Genomic DNA, 18,837 nt, shown 5'->3' on the forward strand with positions numbered 1-18,837 from the left:
CGACGGGGAAAACAGGAGGCAGTTTATGAGGAATTCGTTGAAAGGCCTGGCATTGGGCCTGGCCGCCGGCGCTACCGTGGGTGCCGCCTTGACACTCGGCGCCGCGCAGGTCCCGGCCCAGGCGGCTGACCTCAAGATCGGCATGATCACCACCTTGTCCGGCGGCGGCTCGGGCCTCGGCATCGACGTGCGCGACGGCTTCATGCTGGCGCTGAAGCAGTCGGGCGAGAGCGGCATCGAGGTGATGATCGAGGACGACGCCCAGAAGCCTGATATCGCCAAGCAGATCGCCGACAAGTTCATTCAGCGCGACAAGGTCGACATCCTGACCGGCATCATCTGGTCGAACCTGGCGATGGCGGTGGTGCCCGCGGCGGTGAAGCAGGGCGTCTTCTACATCAGCCCCAACGCCGGCCCCTCGGCGCTGGCCGGCAAGGCCTGCGACGCGAACTACTTCAACGTCGCCTGGCAGAATGACAACCTGCACGAGGCTATGGGCGGCTACGTCCAGGAGAACGGCTACAAGAAGCCCTACATCCTGGCGCCGAACTATCCGGCGGGCAAGGACGCGCTGACCGGCTTCAAGCGCTTCTACACCGGCGATGTCGCGGGCGAGATCTACACCAAGCTGGGCCAGACCGACTACGCCGCCGAGATCGCACAGATCCGCGAGGCGGATCCGGACTCGGTGTTTTTCTTCCTGCCCGGCGGCATGGGCATCGCCTTCGTGAAGCAGTACGCCCAGTCGGGCCTCACGGTGCCGCTGTTCGGCCCGGCGTTCTCCTTCGACCAGGGCATCCTTGCCGCCGTCGGCGATGCGGCGTTGGGCGTGAAGAACACCTCGCAGTGGTCGAAGGACCTCGACAACGCCGCCAACAAGGCCTTCGTCGAGGCTTTCCAGGCGGCATACGGCCGCCTGCCGTCGCTTTATGCCAGCCAGGGCTACGACGCGGCGAACCTCATCGTCGCGGCCTGGAAGCAGGCGGGCATCGAAGACAAGGACGCCTTCCGCAAGGCGCTGGAGGCGGCGGACTTCGCCTCGGTGCGCGGCAGCTTCAAGTTCGACGCCACCCATCACCCGATCCAGGACATCTACGTCCGCGAGGTGGTGAAGGAGGGCGACGTGCTGACCAACAAGATCATCGGCGTCGGCCTGAAGCAGCGCTCGCACGCCTACGTCGACGACTGCAAGATGTGAGCGGCTGACAGCGCGTGGATTGCCCATCCTTCGAGACGACCGCTTTCGCGGTCTCCTCAGGATGAGGTCGGAGGACGAAAAGGTCGACCTCATGCTGAGGAGCGCGCTTGAGCGCGCGTCTCGAAGCACGAGGTCGACCGGGCCCTAAGGCCGACATCTCAAGCGGGACCTTGTTTCTTGTCCGCAGCCTTTCTCATCGAGCAGCTTCTGAACGGCGTGCAGCTGGGCGTCATGCTGTTCCTCATGGCCGCCGGGCTGACGCTGGTGTTCGGCGTCATGGGGCTCATCAACCTGGCGCACGGCTCGCTCTTCATGGTCGGTGCTTTCTTCTGCGCCTGGATCGCGGGGGAGACGGGCTCCTTCTGGCTCGGCCTCGGCGGCGGCTTCCTCGCCGCCGCGGCGGCCGGCGCGCTGGTCGAGATCCTCGTCATCCGCCGGCTCTACGACCGTGATCACCTGGACCAGGTGCTGGCGACCTTCGCGCTCATCCTCATCTTCTCCGAGCTCATGCGTTGGGTGTTCGGCGACCGTCCGCTTTACCTCGACATCCCCGAGGCGTTGTCCGGTGCGGTGCCGCTGCCGGGCGGCGGCGGCTATCCGGCCTACCGCCTGGCCATCATCGGTGTGGGACTGGCGACGGCGGCGGGGCTCTACCTGCTGATCGCCAAGACGCGCCTGGGCATGCAGATCCGCGCCGGCGAGTCCGACCGCGAAATGATCGGTGCCCTCGGCGTCGACATCCGCACCCTCTACACCGCCGTCTTCGCCCTCGGCGCGGCGCTGGCGGGCCTCGCGGGCGGCCTGGTCGGTGCCCTGCAGTCGGTGCAGGTCGGCATGGGCGAGCCGGTGCTGATCCTCGCCTTCGTGGTCATCATCATCGGCGGCATCGGCTCCATCAAGGGGGCGCTGCTGGGCGCCGTCCTGGTCGGCGTCACCGACACCTTGGGCCGCGTCTTCCTGCCGCAGCTCTTTGGCCTCTTCCTACCGGCCTCCGAGGCGAGTTCGGTCGGCTCCGCGCTGTCGGCCATGGCGATCTACCTGCTGATGGCGGCGGTACTGGCCTTCCGGCCCCGGGGCCTCTTCCCGGTGGATGCCTGAGGCATGGGCGCCGCGCTGAATCGCGAAATGCTGGTGAACGCCGCGCTGGCGCTGCTGCTGCTGGCGGCGCCGCTCATCGCCTTCGCGCTGGACGAGCCCTTCTACGTGGCGCTGGCCAGCCGCGTCGCCATCCTCGCGCTGGCCGGCGTCGGCCTCAACCTCGCGCTCGGCATCGGTGGCATGGTGAGCTTCGGCCACGCCGCCTTCTTCGGCCTCGGCGGCTATGTCGCCGGCATCGCCGCGCTGCACGCCTTCGAGGGCTCTGCCTTTCTGGTCTGGCCCTTCGAAATCGGCGGCAGCGAGCACATGCTGGTCATCTGTCTGGTCGCCATGGCGGTCAGCGCCGCCGTCGCGCTCGCCATCGGCGCCATTTCGCTGCGCACGACGGGCGTCTACTTCATCATGATCACGCTGGCGTTCGCCCAGATGATCTACTACTTCGCCATCTCGCTGCCGACCTACGGCGGCGAGGACGGCCTTTCCATCTACCTGCGCAGCGGCCTGCCGGGCATCGAGGCCGACGACCCGCTCACCTTCTTCCTGGTCTGCTACACGCTGCTGCTGGCGTCGCTGTTCTGCATGCACCGGCTGGTCGACTCGCGCTTCGGCGCGGCCTTGCAGTGCGCCCGCATGAACCCCGAGCGCCTCGCCACCCTCGGTATCGCGCCCTATCCGGTGAAGCTCACGGCCTTCACGCTTTCGGCCATGGTGACGGGCCTCGCCGGCGCGCTCTTTGCCGAGCTGAACGGCTTCGTCAGTCCCTCCATGCTGTCGTGGCATCTCTCCGGCGAGATCATCATCTTCGTCATCCTGGGCGGCGTCGGGCGCCTCTTCGGGCCCGTCGCCGGGGCAGCGCTTTTCATCCTGCTGGAGAGCTTCATCGGCGGCTGGACCGACCGCTGGCAGCTTGTGCTGGGCCTCATCCTCTTGAGCGTCGTGCTCTTCGCGCGCGGCGGCGTCGTTGGCCTGCTGGCGGGGAGGGCGCGCCATGACTGACGCCTTGCTGAAGCTGGAGGGATTGCACAAGAGCTTTGGCGCCTTGAAGGCCACCGACGGCGTGGACCTCACCGTCATGCCCGGCGAGATCCATGCCCTCATCGGCCCCAATGGTGCCGGCAAGTCGACCCTCATCGCCCAGGTCGCCGGCAGCCTCAAGCCCGACGCCGGCCGGGTGATGCTGCTGGGCGAGAACGTCACCACCTGGCCGGTGGCGCGGCGCGCGCGCCTCGGCCTCGGGCGCACCTTCCAGGTGTCTTCGCTGGCAAACGGTTTTTCGGTGCTGCGCAACGTCATGCTGGCGCTGCAGGCCCGTAAAACGGGGGCCTTTGGTTCCTGGGCGGGATTCTGGGCATCGGTACGGCGGGATGAGGGCCTGCGTGCCGAGGCGCTGGGCGTGCTGGATCGCGTGCGGCTCACGCTGCGCGCCGAGGACCCGGTCGGCGCGCTCTCCCACGGCGAGCGCCGCCTGCTGGAGGTGGGGCTGGCGCTGGCATTGAGCCCCCGGCTGCTGCTGCTGGACGAGCCCATGGCGGGGCTCGGGCCCGAAGGCACCAAGGAACTGACCGCCTTTCTCGCGACCCTGAAGCACGAGGCGGGCATGCTGCTGGTCGAGCACGACATGGACGCGGTCTTCGCACTGGCCGACCGCATTTCGGTGCTGGTCTACGGCCAGATCATCGCGACGGGCACGGTGGAGGAGATCCGCGCCTCCGCTGCCGTGCGCGAAGCCTACCTCGGCGACCACCTGCATGAGAAAGCGGGAGGCGCGTGATGCTGGAGGCAAGCGGTCTGCAAACCTTCTACGGCGCCTCGCAGGCCCTGTTCGGCGTCGACCTGAAAGTCGGCGAAGGAGAGTTGGTTGCGCTGCTGGGGCGCAACGGCATGGGCAAGACCACCACGATCCGCTCGCTCTGCGGCCTGACGCCGCCCAGGGCGGGTCGCGTCATCTTCCGCGGCCGCGCCATTGCAGGGATGCCGGCCTTCCGCGTCGCGCGGCTCGGCATCGGCCTGGTGCCGGAAGGACGCCGCTGCTTTCCCAACCTCACGGTGCGCGAGAACCTCGTTGCCACGGCAAGAGGGGAAGGGTGGGACCTGGAGAGCGTCGCGGCGCTGTTTCCGCGCCTGGGCGAGCGTGCCGGCCAGATCGCGCGAACGCTCAGCGGCGGCGAGCAGCAGATGCTGGCCATCGGCCGCGCCCTCATGACCAACCCGCGCCTGCTCATCCTCGACGAGGCGACCGAAGGCCTGGCGCCGGTGATAAGACAGGAGATCTGGGCCGCCATCCGCGACGTGAAGGGCAGGGGGCAGGCCATCCTCATCGTCGACAAGAACCTGAAGGACCTGCTGCCGCTGGCCGACGCCTGCGTCATCCTGGAAAAGGGCGCCTCGGTCTGGCACGGCAGCGCCGCCGAGCTCGCCGCCGACGCAGCCCTGCAGGATCGCTTTCTGGGCGTCTGACTACTGTCCATTGTCATCCCGGGGCTTGACCCCGGGATCCATTGCCATCAGTGCAGGAAAAGCCGGCCACGGCAATGGGTCCCGGCATCAAGTGCCGGGACGACAGCTATAATTTGGCTGCGACCGTGCGATGCCCCCACTGTCATTGCCGGGCTTGACCCGGCATCCGTGTCGATTACGGATCGGAGCGTGCGAACGGCCGAATGGACCCTCGGGTCAAGCCCGAGGGTGACAGGAGAGAGGTGGCGATCTACTGGAAATACCATTCCAAGATGACGCCATGAGTCTTCCGGCTGATGACCATTTCGAACGACTTTCCGCCACCCGCCATTATGGTTCCTTCGCTGGTCAGTTTTCCCATCGCGTTGTCGTCCATGTGATGCGCGTAGACGGCAACGCGGTCCGGGTCTTCGCGGGCAATGCGCAGATGGTAATCTGATTCGGGCCAAGCGTATTCTGTTGCGATATGGCCGCGCGCGACGTCGAGGGCCCAGGACAGGTCCTCCGCCTCCGCCGGACCGCCGGCGGCGAGCCAGAACGTCAGCGCCAACGACCACAGGGTACTGCCCGGCTGCTGCCAAAGCGAATTGCGCGGCGGAAGCAAAGTGGCCTCATTGCAAAAGGATCGAAACGCCGCCCCTTCTGTGCTCCACCAAAATGGCGAGATTAAGGCTGCGACAGAGGGCCACGATTTTGCCTCGACGGCGGGTCGGCTCTCTTATCGCGGGGCCGCCCGCGTACCGGCGGGAAGCCGCCGCGGCGGCATCAGGCGGCGGCGCCGCGCCGGGTGGCTGTCGAGGGAGGTCACGGGTGCCGCCGGCTCGGCGACCTCTTCCGTCAGCACTTCGAAGGTGGTGAGCCGGGCGGCGCCGAAGCTGGTCGACAGGGCGACGTCGGTCGCGTCGCGGCCCGTTGCGACCAGGATGCGGCCGATGCGCGGCACATTGTGGCGGGCGTCGAAGGCGTACCAGCGCCCGCCGAGCCAGGCCTCGAACCAGGCGCTGAAGTCCATCGGCGCCGGGTCGGCGGGCACGCCGATGTCGCCCAGGTAGCCGGTGCAGTAGCGCGCGGGGATATTCATGCAGCGGCACAGCGCGACGGCGAGGTGCGCGAAGTCGCGGCACACCCCGGTGCGGTCCTGGTAGCCGCCGTAGGCGGTGCGCCGGTCGTCCGCGGCGGCGTAGTCGAAGGCAATGTGATTGTGCACGAAGTCGCAGATCGCCTGCACCCGGGGCCAGCCCGGTGCGACGTCGGTGAACAGCGCGCCGGCGATGTCGCCCAGGTGGTCGGTATCGACATAGCGGCTGCCCAGCAGGTAGACCAGGACATCATCGGGCAGCTCCTCGATAGCGTGCTGGCGCGCGTCGGGCACGACGGGATCGGGCTGCCCGCTGTCGCGCACCAGAAACTCGGTGTGGATGAGGGTGTCGCCGGCGGGAGCGACGATGCGCGTGCAGAGGTTACCGAAGCTGTCGAGGTAGCTGTGCGACGGCAGGCCGGGATCGAATACCAGGCCGTCTTCGCTCAGAAGGTCGTGGCGCCGCGACGGGTGGGTGCGCAGCGCCAGCAGGATGGGAGTTTCCTGCGGGCACGAAAATCCGATCCTGAATCCTGCCTTGATCCGCATGCTACGCGTCCCTCCAGCTGGTCCGAGCAGACACCCTGGTCTGCCGTGGCCGGAAGTCCGGCCGCGGGGGAAAACGCGTCTGGCATAACAATGTTCCGGAGCAAAGTTGTGGACGAACTCTGCCCCCGGGACGGGCCGGCCGGCGCGGTCAGGCCTCCGGCACTTCTTCCGTCACCACGTCGAAGCCGGCGATGAGGGAGGGGCCGAAGATGGTGGCCAGCGCCACGTCGGTGGCGTCGCGGCCGCGTGCCATGAGGATGCGGCCGGTGCGCGGCTTGTTGTGGCGCGCGTCGGCAGTATACCAGCGATTGCCCAGGTACACCTCGAACCAGGCGCTGAAGTCCATCGGCTGGCCGTCCGGCGGCACGCCGATGTCGCCCAGGTAGCCGGTGCAGTAGCGCGCCGGAATGTTCATGCAGCGGCACAGCGTGATGGCCAGGTGCGCGAAGTCGCGGCAGACGCCGGTGCGTTCGCTGTAGCCGCCGTAGGCCGTGCGCCAAGAGTCCGCCCGCATATAGTTGAACTCGATGTGTTGGTGGACGTAGTCGCAGATCGCCTGCACCCGCGCCCAGCCCGGCGGCGTGTCGTTGAACAGCTTGCCGGCCAGGTCGGCGAGACGCTCGGTGTCGCAGTAGCGGCTGCCCAGCAGGAACAGCAGCACGTCGTCCGGCAGATCCATGATCTCATTCTGCACGGCCCCCTCGGGCGTGAGGTCCGGCTCGCCGCTGTCGAGAATCTCGAAGCCGCAGGAAATCTTGGTGACCCCGGCGGGGGCCACGATCCGCGTGCAGATGTTGCCGAAGCTGTCGGTATAGTCGGCGGAGGGGAGCGGCGGATCGAAGCTGAGGCTGTCGCTGCTCAGAAGGTCCGGCTGCCTCGAGGGGTGCACCCGCAGCGTAAGCAGCATCGGTGTCGGCTGCGGACAGTCGTAACCCAGGGTGAAGCCGGCCTCTATTTTCATGGTGGTGCCGTGCTCCTTAGAATGGGGAAAAGGGGGTCTTCGCACCTTATCGCGATCGTCTAAACGTCGAGGTACTCTAGGTCAACGGTTCCACCGGGGAATCGTTCCAGGACGCCGCGTCGCCGTCAGCTTGCCTCTTCTTCTAGGGTCTCCGCCACTGGAATCCCCAACGCCTTCTCCAGCACGGCGAGGCCGCGCAGCAGATCGGCGCGCTCGCGCGCGCTGAGGCGGTCCATCAGCGCGTCCTCATGGGCCAGCATCTTGGGGGCGAGGCGGCGAAACGCGCTCTGGCCGGCGGCGGTGAGGGTCAGGTGTTCGATGCGGCGGTCCATGCCGTCGGTTTCCCGCGTGACCCAGCGGCGTTGCTGCAGGGCGGTGACGGCCCGGCTCACCTTGGTCTTGTGCATGGCCGAGTGCTGGCCGATCTCCGTCGCGCTGGCGGTGCCGATCTGGCCGAGGGTCGCCAGCACCCGCCATTCCGGCACCGTCAGGCCGAACTCCGCCTGGTAGATGCGCGAAAAATGCTTGCTGGACACGGCGGCGGCCCGGTTCAGGCGGTAGGGCAGGAAGGTCTCGAGGCGCAGGTCCATGGGCTTCAGGTTCCCTAAAGGCTTCCGGAGGCAGGCTTGATAGTTACATCTGTAACTATCACAAGGGGGGCCGTCAACCGTCTGTCCCCGGGGACGGTCCCGCTCACGGAGAAAAGAGAGCCCGCCATGCCGCTCAGCTATCTCTCGGGTTTCGGCAACGAATTCGCCAGCGAGGCGCTGCCCGGTGCCCTGCCGCAGGGGCAGAATTCGCCGCAGCGCTGCCCCTACGGGCTCTATGCCGAGCAGTTGAGCGGCTCGCCCTTCACGGCGCCGCGGGCGGAGAACCGGCGCTCCTGGCTCTATCGCATCCGCCCCACGGTAAAGCACATCGGGCGGTTTCAGCGGCGCGATCTGCACTACTGGATCTCGCCGCCGGACCCGGCTTTCGACCGCCTGCCGCTGGGGCCGCTGCGCTGGGGGCCGGTGCCAATCCCTCAAGGCGAGGACCTCACCTTCCTGACCGGCCTGCGCACCATGACCACCGCCGGCGACATCACCACCCATACCGGCATGGCGGCGCACATCTACCTCGTTACCGCGGCGATGGAGAACGAGTACTTCTACAATGCCGACGGCGAACTACTGATCCTGCCGCAGCAGGGCCGCCTGCGCTTCGATACCGAGTTCGGAGTGCTGGAGGCGGGCCCCGGCGAGGCCCTGGTCATCCCGCGCGGGGTGAAGTTCCGCGCCGCGCCGCTGGACGGGCCCAAGGGCAAGGGGGCAAGAGGCTACGTCTGCGAGAACTACGGCGCGCCGATGACCCTGCCGAACCTCGGGCCGATCGGCGCGAATGGTCTGGCGAACCCGCGCGACTTCCTGGCGCCGGTCGCCGCCTACGAGGACCGCGAGGAGCCCTCGACCCTGACCGTGAAGTGGGGCGGTGCCTTCCACAGCTGCGCGCTCGGCCAGTCGCCGCTCGACGTCGTCGCGTGGCATGGCAACTATGTGCCCTACAAGTATGATCTGAAGCGCTTCTGCCCGGTGAACACAGTGCTGTTCGATCACGCCGACCCCTCGATCTTCACCGTGCTGACGGCGCCGACGGCGGTGCCGGGGACGGCCAATGTCGATTTCGTGATCTTTCCCGAACGCTGGATGGTGGCCGAGAACACCTTCCGCCCGCCGTGGTACCATATGAACGTGATGTCGGAATTCATGGGCCTCATCGAGGGCGTTTACGACGCCAAGCCCGGCGGCTTCGTCCCCGGCGGCATGAGCCTTCACAATTGCATGCTCCCCCACGGGCCCGACCGCGCGGCCTTCGAGAAGGCCTCGACCGAGGCCCTGGAGCCGGTGAAGCAGAGCGGGACGCTTGCCTTCATGTTCGAGACGAGATTGCCGCAGCAAATCACTGAATTCGCCGCGCGATTGGAAACCCTGGATACCGATTACCAGGACTGTTGGCGAGGCTTGCAAAAGCACTTCAATGGGAAGCCGTAAGGATTTGAAATCGTGAAGCTTGCCAGCCTGAAGGATGGCTCCCGCGACGGCCGGCTGCTGGTGGTGCGCGCCGACCTGGAGCGCGCGGTGATGGCCGAGTCTGCGCATACCCTGCAGGCGGCGCTCGACGACTGGGCCGATGTGGCGCCGAAGCTGGCGCACGAGGCCGACGCCCTGGCCCGCCACGCCCGCGAGGATGCCTTCACCTTCGATGCCAACCACCTGAAGGCGCCGCTGCCGCGCGCCTACCAGTGGGCCGACGGCTCGGCCTACGTGAATCACGTGGCGCTGGTCCGCAAGGCGCGCGGCGCCGAGATGCCGGAGAGCTTCTGGACCGAGCCCCTCATGTACCAGGGCGGCTCCGACGGCTTCCTCGGCCCGCGCGACCCCATCGCACTGGCCGACAAGGATGGCGGGGAGGATTGGGGCATCGACTTCGAGGCGGAGGTGGCGGTCATCGTCGACGACGTGCCGATGGGCGCCACGCGCGAGCAGGCGGCGGCGGCGATCCGCCTGGTCATGCTGGTGAACGACGTCAGCCTGCGCAACCTCATCCCGGCGGAACTCGCCAAGGGCTTCGGCTTCTTCCAGTCGAAGCCGTCCTCCGCCGCCTCCTCGACGGCGGTGACACCGGACGAGCTGGGTGACGCCTGGTACGGCGGCAGGCTGCACCTGCCCCTGCTGGTAAGCCTCAACGGCGAGCCTTTTGGCAAGGCCGAGGCGGGCGAGGACATGACCTTCGACTTTCCGGCGCTCATCGTCCACGCGGCGAGGACCCGGCGCCTCGGCGCGGGCACCATCATCGGCTCCGGCACCGTCTCCAACCGCGACGCCGAGGGCGGCCCGGGCAAGCCCATCGCCGAGGGCGGGCGCGGCTATTCCTGCATCGCCGAGCAGCGCACGGTGGAGACTCTCCTGCATGGCAGCGCCAGGACGCCCTTCCTGAAGTCGGGCGACCGCGTGCGCATCGAGATGCTGGACCGCCGGGGTCGCTCGATCTTCGGCGCGATCGATCAGCGGGTCGAGAAGGCGTCCTGAACCACACGCTCAGGTAATGCCGAGATCGCGCCGAGTAGTCGATATCGATTATTCCCGGTGCTTCAGTGTAATTCGACCACGGATGCTCTTGCCGGAGCGTTGATTTTTCTTGCCAGCACTCTAATTCGCTGGTCGACTGAGCCCTCGCGCAAGAAAAAACGTAGTAATGCGAACAAACAGGGAGGGAACCCCCGAGGCGTGCCGTGAGGCAATCACTGAACAGGAGGAGTGTTCACGATGAAGCGTCGGGAGTTTCTAACGAAGGGTACGGTGGCGACCGCGGCGGCGGCCACGACCACCATCGCGGCACCGGCTGTCGTCCGGGCCCAGCAGACATTCCAGTGGAAGCTGACCACGGCATTCCCGCCGGGCCAGCCGATGTACTCGGTCGGGCCGGGCTCGCTGAGCGATCTCTGCGCGCGCATCAAGGCGATGTCGGATGGGCGCCTCGACATCCAGATCTATCATGGCGGTGAACTGGTGCCGGCCTTCGAAGGCTTCGACGCCGCCTCCCAGGGCATCGTCGAGTGCAACGGCTGGGTGTCCTACTTCGGCGCGGGCAAGGTACCGGCGGCGCAGTTCTTCGGCGCCGTGCCCTTCGGCATGTCGTTCCAGGGCCAGAACGCCTGGTTCTACAGCGGCGGCGGGATCGAGCTGTGGCACGAAGTCTACGCGCCGCTGAACCTGGTGGCTTTCCCCTGCGGCAATACCGGCGTGCAGATGACCGGCTGGTTCAACAAGGAGATCAACTCGGTCGCCGACCTTGAGGGCCTGAAGATGCGTATCCCGGGCCTCGCCGGCCGCGCCTATGCAAAGCTGGGCGTCGACGTGCGCCTCTTGCCGGGCGGCGAGATCTTCCCAGCGCTGGAGCGCGGCGTCATCGACGCGGCCGAATGGGTCGGCCCGGCTCAGGACAAGGTGCTCGGCCTCAACAAGGCGGCCAAGTACTACTACACCACCGGCTGGCACGAGCCCTGCACGGTCACCGAGTTCGCCATCAACAAGGCGGCCTGGGAAAGCCTGCCGGCCGACCTCCAGGCCATCGTCTACAACGCCTGCGCGACGACCAACCTGCTGATGCACAGCGAAGCCGAAGCGGTGAACGCCACCGCCTTGGACGAGATGGTCGCCACCGGCACCGAGACGCGGGTGCTGCCGGCCGACGTGGTCGCCGCGCTCCACAAGGAGATGGAAGGCGTCTACGCGGAACTCGCAAGCGGCGACCCGGCCTTCGCGAAGGTGATGAAGTCCTACTTCGACTTCAAGAAAACCCACGACAAGTGGGCGCAGATCAGCGAGGAGGTCTGGCACAGCCAGCTTCGCAACGCCTGATCCCGCCCGCATCGAGGACATCCAAGCATCCATGTCGTTACTGCGTCTGGCAGACGCCCTTGAGGCGGTCACCGACCTGATCGGTCGGGCCGCCGCCTGGGTCACCCTGCTGCTGGTGCTGCTGGTCACGTTCAACGTGGCCAGCCGCTACCTGTTCTCCTGGGGCACCGTCTGGCTGCAGGAGGCCGAGTGGCACCTGCTGGCGGTCATCGCCCTGTTCGGTATCACCTATACGCTGCGCCACGGCGAGCATGTGCGCGTCGACATGCTGTACGAGCGCATGAGCCCGCGCAGCCAGCACCTGGTCGACTTCGTTTCGGCCCTGGTGCTGATCGGCGTGTCGATCATGATCATCCGCTACTCGATGAACTACGTCGGCCAGTCCTGGCTCACCGGCGAGCAGTCGCCCGATCCGGGCGGCATCCCCGCCCGCTACGCCCTGAAGGCGCTGATCCCGGCCGGATTCGCCGTGATGATCATCCAGGCAACGGCCATGGCCTTGCGCCACGGTGCGCTCTTCCTGGCGGGACCGCGCGGGGAGGATCGGCAATGACCCCCAACGAATGGCTGGCCGTGGGCATGATCCTCGGCTTCTTCGTGCTGCTCACCATCGGCATGCCGGTCGGCATCGGCATCGCGCTCGCCGGCTTCGTCTTCGGCATGCTGGGATTCGGCGATTTTCTCTTCAACCTTTTGCCGGCGCGCATCTTCGGGGTGGTGACCAAATACGAGTTCATCGCCATCCCGCTGTTCGTCTTCATGGGGGTGATGCTGGAGCGCAGCCGGGTTGCCGAGCAGATGCTCGACATCGTCGGCGTGCTGGCCGGGCGCCTGCGCGGCGGCATGGCCATGGCGATCATCATCGTCGGGGTGCTGCTGGGCGCCTCCACCGGCATCGTCGGCGCGACGGTGGTGACCCTGACGCTGCTGACCCTGCCGGTGCTGCTGCGCCGCGGCTATTCCAAGAGCCTTGCCTGTGGCACCATCTGCGCCTCGGGAACTCTGGGCCAGATCATTCCGCCCAGCCTGGTCTTGATCCTGCTGGCCGACATCACCGCCCAGTCCGTCGGCACGCTCTTTGCCGCGGCGATGCTGCCCGGGCTGTTCCTGGCCGCGCTTTATTGCATCTACATCCTGGGCCTCGCCTATCTGCGCCCGGATGTCGCCCCGCCGCTGCCCGCCGAGGAACGCGCGGCGCTGAGCGGTGCGGCGCTGGTGCGGCGCGCCACCTGGGTGCTGGCGCCGCCGCTGGTGCTCATCTTCGGCGTGCTGGGCTCGATCATCGGCGGGCTGGCCTCGCCGACCGAGGCGGCCGCCGTGGGCGCCTTCCTCTCGATCCTCATCGCCGCGCTCTACGGGCGCCTCACCATCGGCATGCTGCGCGAGGTGAGCCAGAGCACGACGCGGATCTCGGCGATGATCTTCTTCATCCTCATCGCGGCCCAGGTGTTCTCGCTGGCCTTCCGGGGGCTGCGCGGCGAGGACATGGTGCAGGACATGTTCGCCTTCCTGCCCGGCGGCGTCACGGCGGCCATCGTCTTCATGATGGTGCTGCTGTTCATCCTGGGCTTCTTCCTGGAGTGGATCGAGATCTCCTACATCGCCCTGCCGCTGTTCCTGCCGTTCTTCGCCTCCTCAGGCGTCGATCCTGTCTGGCTGGCCATGCTGATCTCGCTGAACCTGCAGACCTCCTTCCTGACGCCGCCCTTCGGCTGGGCCCTGTTCTTCCTGAAGGGGGCGGCGCCGCCCGGCATCACCACGGGGGACATCTACCGCGGCGCGGTGCCCTTCATCGGCATCCAACTGCTGGCGCTGGCGGTGCTGTTCTTCTGGCCGTCGCTGGCCACCTGGCTGCCCGACGCGATAGGCTGGTAGGCGGACAGCCGATCCAGGGACGAAGCGCCCAGGCAAGATAGGCATTGGGGGAGGGGACATGACGCTGCCGACGCACGGGCGCTACGGCTATCGGGCGATCACCGACCGGCCGGACTACGATTGGCCGAACGGCAAGCGCCTGGCGGTCTATTTCGGCCTCAACCTGGAGCACTTCGCCTTCGGCGAGGGCCTCGGCGCCAAATTGGCCCCGGCTTTCGGTGAGCCCGACGTGCTGAACTACGCCTGGCGCGACTACGGTAACCGCGTTGGCGTCTGGCGCATGCTGGAGATCTTCGACGCCCTGGCGCTGCCGGCCGGCGTGCTGGTGAACGCGGCGATCTACGATTACTGCCCCCAGGTCGTCGATGCCTTCCGCGCGCGCGGCGACGAGATCATCGGCCACGGCCGCACCAACTCGGAGCGTCAGGCCGCCTTCGACGAGACGGATGAGCGCGCGCTGATCGCCGAGGCGACGCAGGTGCTGACCGAGGCGGAAGGCAGGGCGCCGGAAGGCTGGCTCGGCCCGTGGATCTCCGAGAGCGTGGTGACGCCGGACCTGCTGCAGGAGGCCGGGTACCGCTACATCCTAGACTGGTGCGGCGACGATCAGCCGATCTGGGTGAAGACGCGGCAGGGCCGCATTCTCGCCGTGCCCTATCCGCAGGAGGTGAACGACATCCCGGCGATTCCGCTGCATCGCCTGAGCCCGTCTGACTTCACCGACCTCATCGTCGATAACTTCGAGGAGATGCTGGAGCAGTCGAAAGCGCAGCCGCTGGTCATGGGCATCGCCCTGCACCCCTACCTCGTCGGCCAGCCCTACCGGCTGCGCCACCTGCGCCGCGCGCTGGAGCACATCGCCGCCAAACGCGACGACATCTGGCTTACCACGCCCGGCGCCATCGCGGCGCATGTGATCGATAACGATTTTGCCATCTAGATGCCGTCTGTTCGTCTACCCGCTCATGGGCCTGAGGATCGCAGGCGGCATCGTGCCGGCGCGTCGACGCCGTTTGCCTGGGCCGCGCGCGGGCGGAGGAGGTCATCTCGGCGACGCGATCGCCGTAGTTCGATGTCATCGCCCTGGCTCGCCTGGATGCGACCGAGGCGACGCTGGTCAGCGCGCCGCGGTCTGCCCTTTCACGTTGCTGGCCGAGAGGACCTCGGCGTAGAGCGCGCTGTCTTCGAGCAAGGCCTGCGCCACTGCGAGATCGACATCCGCACCACCGCGGCGCCCTGGACAGTGGGAGCGGAAGGCCGCAATCGCTGCCGGGTCCTCCGTGTCGACGTCTCGCGTGCGGGTCGTGTGATCGATCATTCGCTGTTCCCGGCGCAACGCTTCGATTACAGCCGCCGCCGAGGCCGCACCGCTGGTGCAGATCGTGGGCATGACACCGCGCCAGTTGAGGTGGTAGCCGGAAGAGGCGAATACATCCGCGATCGGAAAATTGAAGGCTCCGCCGTTTGGCAGCCTCATGCCCCCGGTGATGGGCCCGGAGCCGCCTGATGCCTGTCCGATGACCACGGCGCGCTCCAGATCCTGCAGCGCTGAGGCGACCACGACAGCGACCCCTTCGGTTTCCTCGCGGATAAGTACGACGAGCGGAAGCCGGTTTGTCGTGGCATTTCCGCGCGCCTCAAAAACCTGGCGGCTGTTCTCGTGTTTGCCCCAGGTGGATAGAATCTTGCCGTGTTCGAGGAAAATGTCGGCGACGGCGATGCCGCTGTCTAACAGTCCCTGGGGATTGCTGCGGAAATCCAGGATAACTCCCTCTATCTCTGGGCCATTCTGCGAAGCCTGCTTCAGCGCGTCTATAAGACTGATTGCCGTACGCGGATGAAACTGGACGATCTCTACGTGGAGCACGTTCCCGACCCGCGTCCTGCGTAAAGGGGGTGGGTTCACCGTCACCCGCCTGACAGAAACAGTCGTGGCCGTGTCTTTCCCTGGTTCCACGATGCTCAGAGCCGCACTGGTTCCCGCGGGCCCCAGAAGCAGCTTTTCGACGGCGATCCAGCCGAGGCCGGTGACGGCATGACCGTCAATCGAGACGACCGTGTTGCCTTGTTTCAGCAGGGCAACGTCCAAGAGGTCGACATCCAGGATGGCCCGGATCTCCGCGCCGGCGTCCGTAATTTGGAGGCCGAGTCCGACGTCGGCGGCTTCGCCGGCCAGGAAGCTTTCCTGGAGGCGCACGTCGTCGCGAGTCGCATAGTCTGTGAACGGCCCGGAAGCTGTCGCCACGCCTTCCAGGAATGCATCGTAGAGTGCGTCAGGGGTCAGTCCAGCGTTGCTGGTGCGCTGCTTCAGGTATTCCTGGATCGACCTATCGACCTCCAGCCCCCACTCGGGAAAGGCCCTCTCAGGCGGCAGGGCGAACCAGTGGAGCCGCTTGCCGCGGGTGCTGATCTCGATGTCCCTGTCGCCGATGGAGACGTCGAAATCGGGATCCGTACGAGCAAGGTTTGCAAAGCCTGCCGCCACCAGATCGAAGGTGTTGAGCGGCGCCAAATGGACGTCGGACAGGACCTGCAGGCCGATGCCGATGGTGAACTGCGTGGCAGTTGTGTTCGGCGGCAGCCCGGGGTTCAGCGCCCGGTCCTGCATCGCTTGGTAGATCGCGGCAGCGAACTCCTCTTGGCTCTCGGCAGTAGAGAGGCTTTGACCCGCCTGGCCGCCGGCACAAGCCGAGAGAGTGAGGGCAGAAGCGACGAGCAAGCAACGGGCGGAAATTCTGAAGAGATCCATAGCGCGGCATCCGTATCGCGGTTGGCCTCACAGCATGGCAGTTCCCTTTAAAGTTTTAAACACCTCTCTGTCGTTCGGCTTGGGATTGGGGAGGGCGTAGCCCGGATTCTCACGCTTTGGGGCTCTGGCGGAACCGGCCCGCGGTGGGCGACCTGCGGCCGGGAACTGGGGCGATATTCCGGCGTTCATCCTAAGAATTCCCTGAGGGATGACGCGATTAAGGAGGCAGTGCCATGAGCCCACGAAACCGGTCCCGGCGCATCGCGCGCGTGGCCGCCATCGCCCGCCAAGAACGATTTGACCTTCGCAATCCTGTGGTCCTAGGAGGGCTGGCGGGCGCTTCAGTCCTGGCGGTTAGTCTGGCGCTCGCGTCGACCGCCTGGGCCGGGCCCGGCGACGCGGCCAGCGCGGCGCTGATGAACGCCGAGGGCGAGCCGGTGGGCACCGTCGAACTCGCTCAGCGCGAGAACGGGACCTCGGTCATCGTTCATCTGGAGAACCTGCCGGAAGGCACCCACGCCTTCCATATCCATGAGACCGGCGAATGCGAGCCGCCCTTCAAGTCCGCCGGCGGCCACTACAACCCGACTATGGCCAATCACGGTTTCGATTCCCAGGCCGGGCCCCACGTCGGCGACCTGCCGAACATCTACGTGCCCGCCTCGGGTGAATTGTCCTTCGAGATGTTCAACACCCGCCTGGAAGTCGGCGACAGCCTGCTCGACAACGACGGCGCCGCGGTGGTGATCCACGAGGGTGCCGACGACTACGAGACCGACCCGGCCGGCGCCGCCGGCGACCGCATCGCCTGCGGTGTCCTGAAAGGGCCAGCGGGGTGATTGTGCGGGTTTAGTTCCCGGCGGTACGGGTGTGCAGTGTCTGCCTTTCTCGCCCCAGGACGCCAGCATAGAGCGCCGGGTCCGCGAGGATGGCTTCGGCCACCTCCAGGCTGATGTCGTCTCCGTCGCTGCGCGGCGGACAGAGGGAACGGAAGGCCGCGACGGCCGCGTCGTCGTCCGGGTCGATGTCCTGGGTGCGGGTGGCCTGGTCGATGACGCCCGCACCCCGCCGCAGATCTGCCAGGATCGCCTCAGCCGTCACATCACCGCCGGTGCAGACCGTCGGCATGACGCCGCGTTTCTCGAGGCGGTAGTTGGCTGGCGTATATATCTCGGTCCAAGTTATGCCGAATATGCCCTGATTCGGCATGGGCAGGAACGTTTGAATGGTCCCTTTGCCGAAAGTGGCTGTACCGACCACGACGGCTCGCCCGTTGTCTTGCAAGGCTGCCGCGACGATCTCACTGCCGGCGGCGGAGGATTGGTCGACCAGCACGACCAGCGGCTGATCGATCTCCGGCGGTGCCGACGAGGCAACGAAGTTCTGATGGCTGTCGCTATGGCGCCCTTGGGTTGTGAGGATGCGTCCCTCGCTGAGAAAGAAGTCGGCGGCAGAGACGGTGGAATCGAGAAGGCCCCCGGGATTGTTTCGCAGATCGAGGATGATTCCCTTGGCTGGTTGCAGATCGTTCTTCAGGTCGTACAACAGGTCCCGCAGATCGTTGATCATACGCCCATGAAATCGCACCACGACAATCCGTTGGATGTCGCCCTCCCGAAAGACGGCGACGGCGTTGGCATCATCCTTTTCACGCTGCAACGGGACGGTTACCGGCACCTCGTCATTGGAACGCAGGATTTTGACAACGACGGGGCTGCCAACAGCGCCACGGATGAGGCCTTGGAAAGTATCTTCGTTTATCCCGATCGTAGGAACCCCGTCGATCTCTACGATTAAGTCATCCTGGCGCAACAGGCCCGATCCAAGCGCGTCCGCGATGTAGACCTGCACGATCCGCAGACCTCTGGCTTCGCGCTTCACACGGATGGCGAGGGTGCCGGGCTTGCCGCTGAACCGCTGGCGTTCGGTCCTGGCTTCACGCCGTGATTTGTAGCCGGTGAACGGATCTAGGTCGTTAGTGATGCCGCCCAGGAAAGTGTCGGTTAAATCCTCGAGGTCAGGCTTATCGTCGCCTTTCAGTATCGCCGCGATCTGTACCAGCATCGGCGTCAGCTGTTCGGCCCACTTTTCCGACGCTCCCTTGTCGTTTTGGATCGCGAGACTGTCGACAGAGTTCCCCTCGACGGTGGCAACGATTGCTTCGCCCCGCCGGCTGAACTCGACCGTGGGATATCGCACGTTAATCTCTTCAAGACCGGCACCAACGAGTTCCGCGGCCTTGGTCTCGCGATAGTAGATGTCTTCGATGTCCGTCAGTGCGGCTTGAATGGTTCGTCGGGCTTGGCTCTCCGAGAGGGAGCTCGTGTCCTTTCCGGCGCACCCGCCGAGCCCCATCAGGAAAAGCGCGCCGAGCGCCCAAGCCAATATCCCCCGCATGCGCCTGCCGCCCCCTGTGTGTTGCGCTTGCACAGAAGTGACAAATTCGCGTGCAGGTTTCAAGGGTTTTGGCTG

Annotated in this window: 18 protein-coding genes; 12 read left to right on the top strand and 6 right to left on the bottom strand. The window is 66.3% G+C overall.

The window, feature by feature from the left end:
- Positions 1-25: 25 nt before the first annotated feature.
- The 5 genes from WDC82_RS21925 (at position 26) to WDC82_RS21945 (ending at position 4,753) form a co-directional block, all read left to right on the top strand.
- Complete coding sequence (locus WDC82_RS21925) at positions 26-1,198, top strand: ABC transporter substrate-binding protein (RefSeq protein WP_340119548.1); 1,173 nt, start codon at positions 26-28, stop codon at positions 1,196-1,198.
- A gap of 177 nt (positions 1,199-1,375) precedes the next feature.
- Positions 1,376-2,296, top strand: a complete 921-nt coding sequence (locus WDC82_RS21930) for a branched-chain amino acid ABC transporter permease (RefSeq protein ID WP_340119549.1) — start codon at positions 1,376-1,378, stop codon at positions 2,294-2,296.
- Positions 2,297-2,299: 3 nt separating this feature from the next.
- Positions 2,300-3,292: a branched-chain amino acid ABC transporter permease gene (locus WDC82_RS21935; RefSeq protein ID WP_340119550.1), complete on the top strand. Its 993-nt coding sequence runs from the start codon at positions 2,300-2,302 to the stop codon at positions 3,290-3,292.
- Positions 3,285-4,067 (top strand): ABC transporter ATP-binding protein, encoded by a 783-nt coding sequence (locus tag WDC82_RS21940; protein ID WP_340119551.1) that lies wholly within the window; start codon positions 3,285-3,287, stop codon positions 4,065-4,067. The genes WDC82_RS21935 and WDC82_RS21940 overlap by 8 nt, the downstream gene beginning before the upstream one ends.
- Positions 4,067-4,753, top strand: coding sequence for an ABC transporter ATP-binding protein (locus WDC82_RS21945; RefSeq protein ID WP_340119552.1), 687 nt, complete (start codon positions 4,067-4,069; stop codon positions 4,751-4,753). The genes WDC82_RS21940 and WDC82_RS21945 overlap by 1 nt, the downstream gene beginning before the upstream one ends.
- A 250-nt stretch (positions 4,754-5,003) precedes the next feature.
- Here WDC82_RS21945 and WDC82_RS21950 read toward each other — a convergent pair whose 3' ends face one another.
- The 4 genes from WDC82_RS21950 to WDC82_RS21965 all read right to left on the bottom strand — a co-directional run bounded on the left by WDC82_RS21950 (position 5,004) and on the right by WDC82_RS21965 (position 7,931).
- Positions 5,004-5,357 carry a hypothetical protein gene (locus tag WDC82_RS21950; protein WP_340119553.1) on the bottom strand — a complete coding sequence of 118 codons (354 nt, stop codon included), beginning with the start codon at positions 5,355-5,357 and terminating at the stop codon, positions 5,004-5,006.
- Positions 5,358-5,471: 114 nt separating this feature from the next.
- Positions 5,472-6,380, bottom strand: coding sequence for a transglutaminase family protein (locus WDC82_RS21955; protein WP_340119554.1), 909 nt, complete (start codon positions 6,378-6,380; stop codon positions 5,472-5,474).
- 148 nt (positions 6,381-6,528) lie between these two features.
- Positions 6,529-7,341, bottom strand: a complete 813-nt coding sequence (locus WDC82_RS21960) for a transglutaminase family protein (protein WP_340119555.1) — start codon at positions 7,339-7,341, stop codon at positions 6,529-6,531.
- A 125-nt stretch (positions 7,342-7,466) separates the two neighbouring features.
- On the bottom strand, positions 7,467-7,931 hold the full coding sequence (locus tag WDC82_RS21965) for a MarR family transcriptional regulator (protein ID WP_340119556.1): 465 nt from the start codon (positions 7,929-7,931) through the stop codon (positions 7,467-7,469).
- Between the two features lie 126 nt (positions 7,932-8,057).
- On the opposite strand from WDC82_RS21965, the gene hmgA reads away from it, so the two are divergent.
- From hmgA to WDC82_RS21995, 6 genes are all read left to right on the top strand, one after another.
- Positions 8,058-9,371: a homogentisate 1,2-dioxygenase gene (gene hmgA / locus WDC82_RS21970; protein WP_340119557.1), complete on the top strand. Its 1,314-nt coding sequence runs from the start codon at positions 8,058-8,060 to the stop codon at positions 9,369-9,371.
- A gap of 12 nt (positions 9,372-9,383) precedes the next feature.
- Positions 9,384-10,409 (top strand): fumarylacetoacetate hydrolase family protein, encoded by a 1,026-nt coding sequence (locus WDC82_RS21975; RefSeq protein ID WP_340119558.1) that lies wholly within the window; start codon positions 9,384-9,386, stop codon positions 10,407-10,409.
- A gap of 237 nt (positions 10,410-10,646) precedes the next feature.
- Positions 10,647-11,741 (top strand): TRAP transporter substrate-binding protein DctP, encoded by a 1,095-nt coding sequence (locus WDC82_RS21980; RefSeq protein WP_340119559.1) that lies wholly within the window; start codon positions 10,647-10,649, stop codon positions 11,739-11,741.
- 31 nt (positions 11,742-11,772) lie between these two features.
- Positions 11,773-12,294 carry a TRAP transporter small permease subunit gene (locus tag WDC82_RS21985; protein ID WP_340119560.1) on the top strand — a complete coding sequence of 174 codons (522 nt, stop codon included), beginning with the start codon at positions 11,773-11,775 and terminating at the stop codon, positions 12,292-12,294.
- A complete protein-coding gene (locus tag WDC82_RS21990; protein WP_340119561.1) occupies positions 12,291-13,616 on the top strand; it encodes a TRAP transporter large permease subunit in 1,326 nt (441 codons plus the stop codon). Before WDC82_RS21985 ends, WDC82_RS21990 begins: the two co-directional genes overlap by 4 nt.
- A gap of 58 nt (positions 13,617-13,674) precedes the next feature.
- Complete coding sequence (locus WDC82_RS21995) at positions 13,675-14,556, top strand: polysaccharide deacetylase family protein (RefSeq protein ID WP_340119562.1); 882 nt, start codon at positions 13,675-13,677, stop codon at positions 14,554-14,556.
- A 177-nt stretch (positions 14,557-14,733) separates the two neighbouring features.
- On the opposite strand, the gene WDC82_RS22000 is transcribed toward WDC82_RS21995, so the two are convergent.
- Positions 14,734-16,365, bottom strand: a complete 1,632-nt coding sequence (locus WDC82_RS22000) for a S41 family peptidase (protein WP_340119563.1) — start codon at positions 16,363-16,365, stop codon at positions 14,734-14,736.
- Positions 16,366-16,598: 233 nt separating this feature from the next.
- On the opposite strand from WDC82_RS22000, the gene WDC82_RS22005 reads away from it, so the two are divergent.
- Positions 16,599-17,204: a superoxide dismutase family protein gene (locus tag WDC82_RS22005; RefSeq protein ID WP_340119564.1), complete on the top strand. Its 606-nt coding sequence runs from the start codon at positions 16,599-16,601 to the stop codon at positions 17,202-17,204.
- A gap of 10 nt (positions 17,205-17,214) precedes the next feature.
- Here WDC82_RS22005 and WDC82_RS22010 read toward each other — a convergent pair whose 3' ends face one another.
- Entirely contained in the window at positions 17,215-18,762 is a 1,548-nt protein-coding gene (locus WDC82_RS22010) for a S41 family peptidase (RefSeq protein WP_340119565.1), read from the bottom strand.
- Positions 18,763-18,837: the final 75 nt, after the last annotated feature.

This window comes from Pelagibius sp. 7325, from assembly GCF_037652055.1.
GTDB lineage: Bacteria > Pseudomonadota > Alphaproteobacteria > Kiloniellales > Kiloniellaceae > Pelagibius.

What these genes read in the sequence shown, in the direction of transcription:
- WDC82_RS21995 (WP_340119562.1), top strand. Translation starts at nt 13,675, where the DNA reads ATGACGCTGCCGACGCACGGGCGCTACGGCTATCGGGCGATCACCGAC.
- WDC82_RS21940 (WP_340119551.1), top strand. Translation starts at nt 3,285, where the DNA reads ATGACTGACGCCTTGCTGAAGCTGGAGGGATTGCACAAGAGCTTTGGC.
- WDC82_RS22010 (WP_340119565.1), bottom strand. Translation starts at nt 18,762, where the DNA reads ATGCGGGGGATATTGGCTTGGGCGCTCGGCGCGCTTTTCCTGATGGGG.
- WDC82_RS21935 (WP_340119550.1), top strand. Translation starts at nt 2,300, where the DNA reads ATGGGCGCCGCGCTGAATCGCGAAATGCTGGTGAACGCCGCGCTGGCG.
- hmgA (WP_340119557.1), top strand. Translation starts at nt 8,058, where the DNA reads ATGCCGCTCAGCTATCTCTCGGGTTTCGGCAACGAATTCGCCAGCGAG.
- WDC82_RS21985 (WP_340119560.1), top strand. Translation starts at nt 11,773, where the DNA reads ATGTCGTTACTGCGTCTGGCAGACGCCCTTGAGGCGGTCACCGACCTG.
- WDC82_RS21925 (WP_340119548.1), top strand. Translation starts at nt 26, where the DNA reads ATGAGGAATTCGTTGAAAGGCCTGGCATTGGGCCTGGCCGCCGGCGCT.
- WDC82_RS21965 (WP_340119556.1), bottom strand. Translation starts at nt 7,931, where the DNA reads ATGGACCTGCGCCTCGAGACCTTCCTGCCCTACCGCCTGAACCGGGCC.
- WDC82_RS21980 (WP_340119559.1), top strand. Translation starts at nt 10,647, where the DNA reads ATGAAGCGTCGGGAGTTTCTAACGAAGGGTACGGTGGCGACCGCGGCG.
- WDC82_RS22000 (WP_340119563.1), bottom strand. Translation starts at nt 16,365, where the DNA reads ATGGATCTCTTCAGAATTTCCGCCCGTTGCTTGCTCGTCGCTTCTGCC.
- WDC82_RS21960 (WP_340119555.1), bottom strand. Translation starts at nt 7,341, where the DNA reads ATGAAAATAGAGGCCGGCTTCACCCTGGGTTACGACTGTCCGCAGCCG.
- WDC82_RS21945 (WP_340119552.1), top strand. Translation starts at nt 4,067, where the DNA reads ATGCTGGAGGCAAGCGGTCTGCAAACCTTCTACGGCGCCTCGCAGGCC.
- WDC82_RS22005 (WP_340119564.1), top strand. Translation starts at nt 16,599, where the DNA reads ATGAGCCCACGAAACCGGTCCCGGCGCATCGCGCGCGTGGCCGCCATC.
- WDC82_RS21990 (WP_340119561.1), top strand. Translation starts at nt 12,291, where the DNA reads ATGACCCCCAACGAATGGCTGGCCGTGGGCATGATCCTCGGCTTCTTC.
- WDC82_RS21955 (WP_340119554.1), bottom strand. Translation starts at nt 6,380, where the DNA reads ATGCGGATCAAGGCAGGATTCAGGATCGGATTTTCGTGCCCGCAGGAA.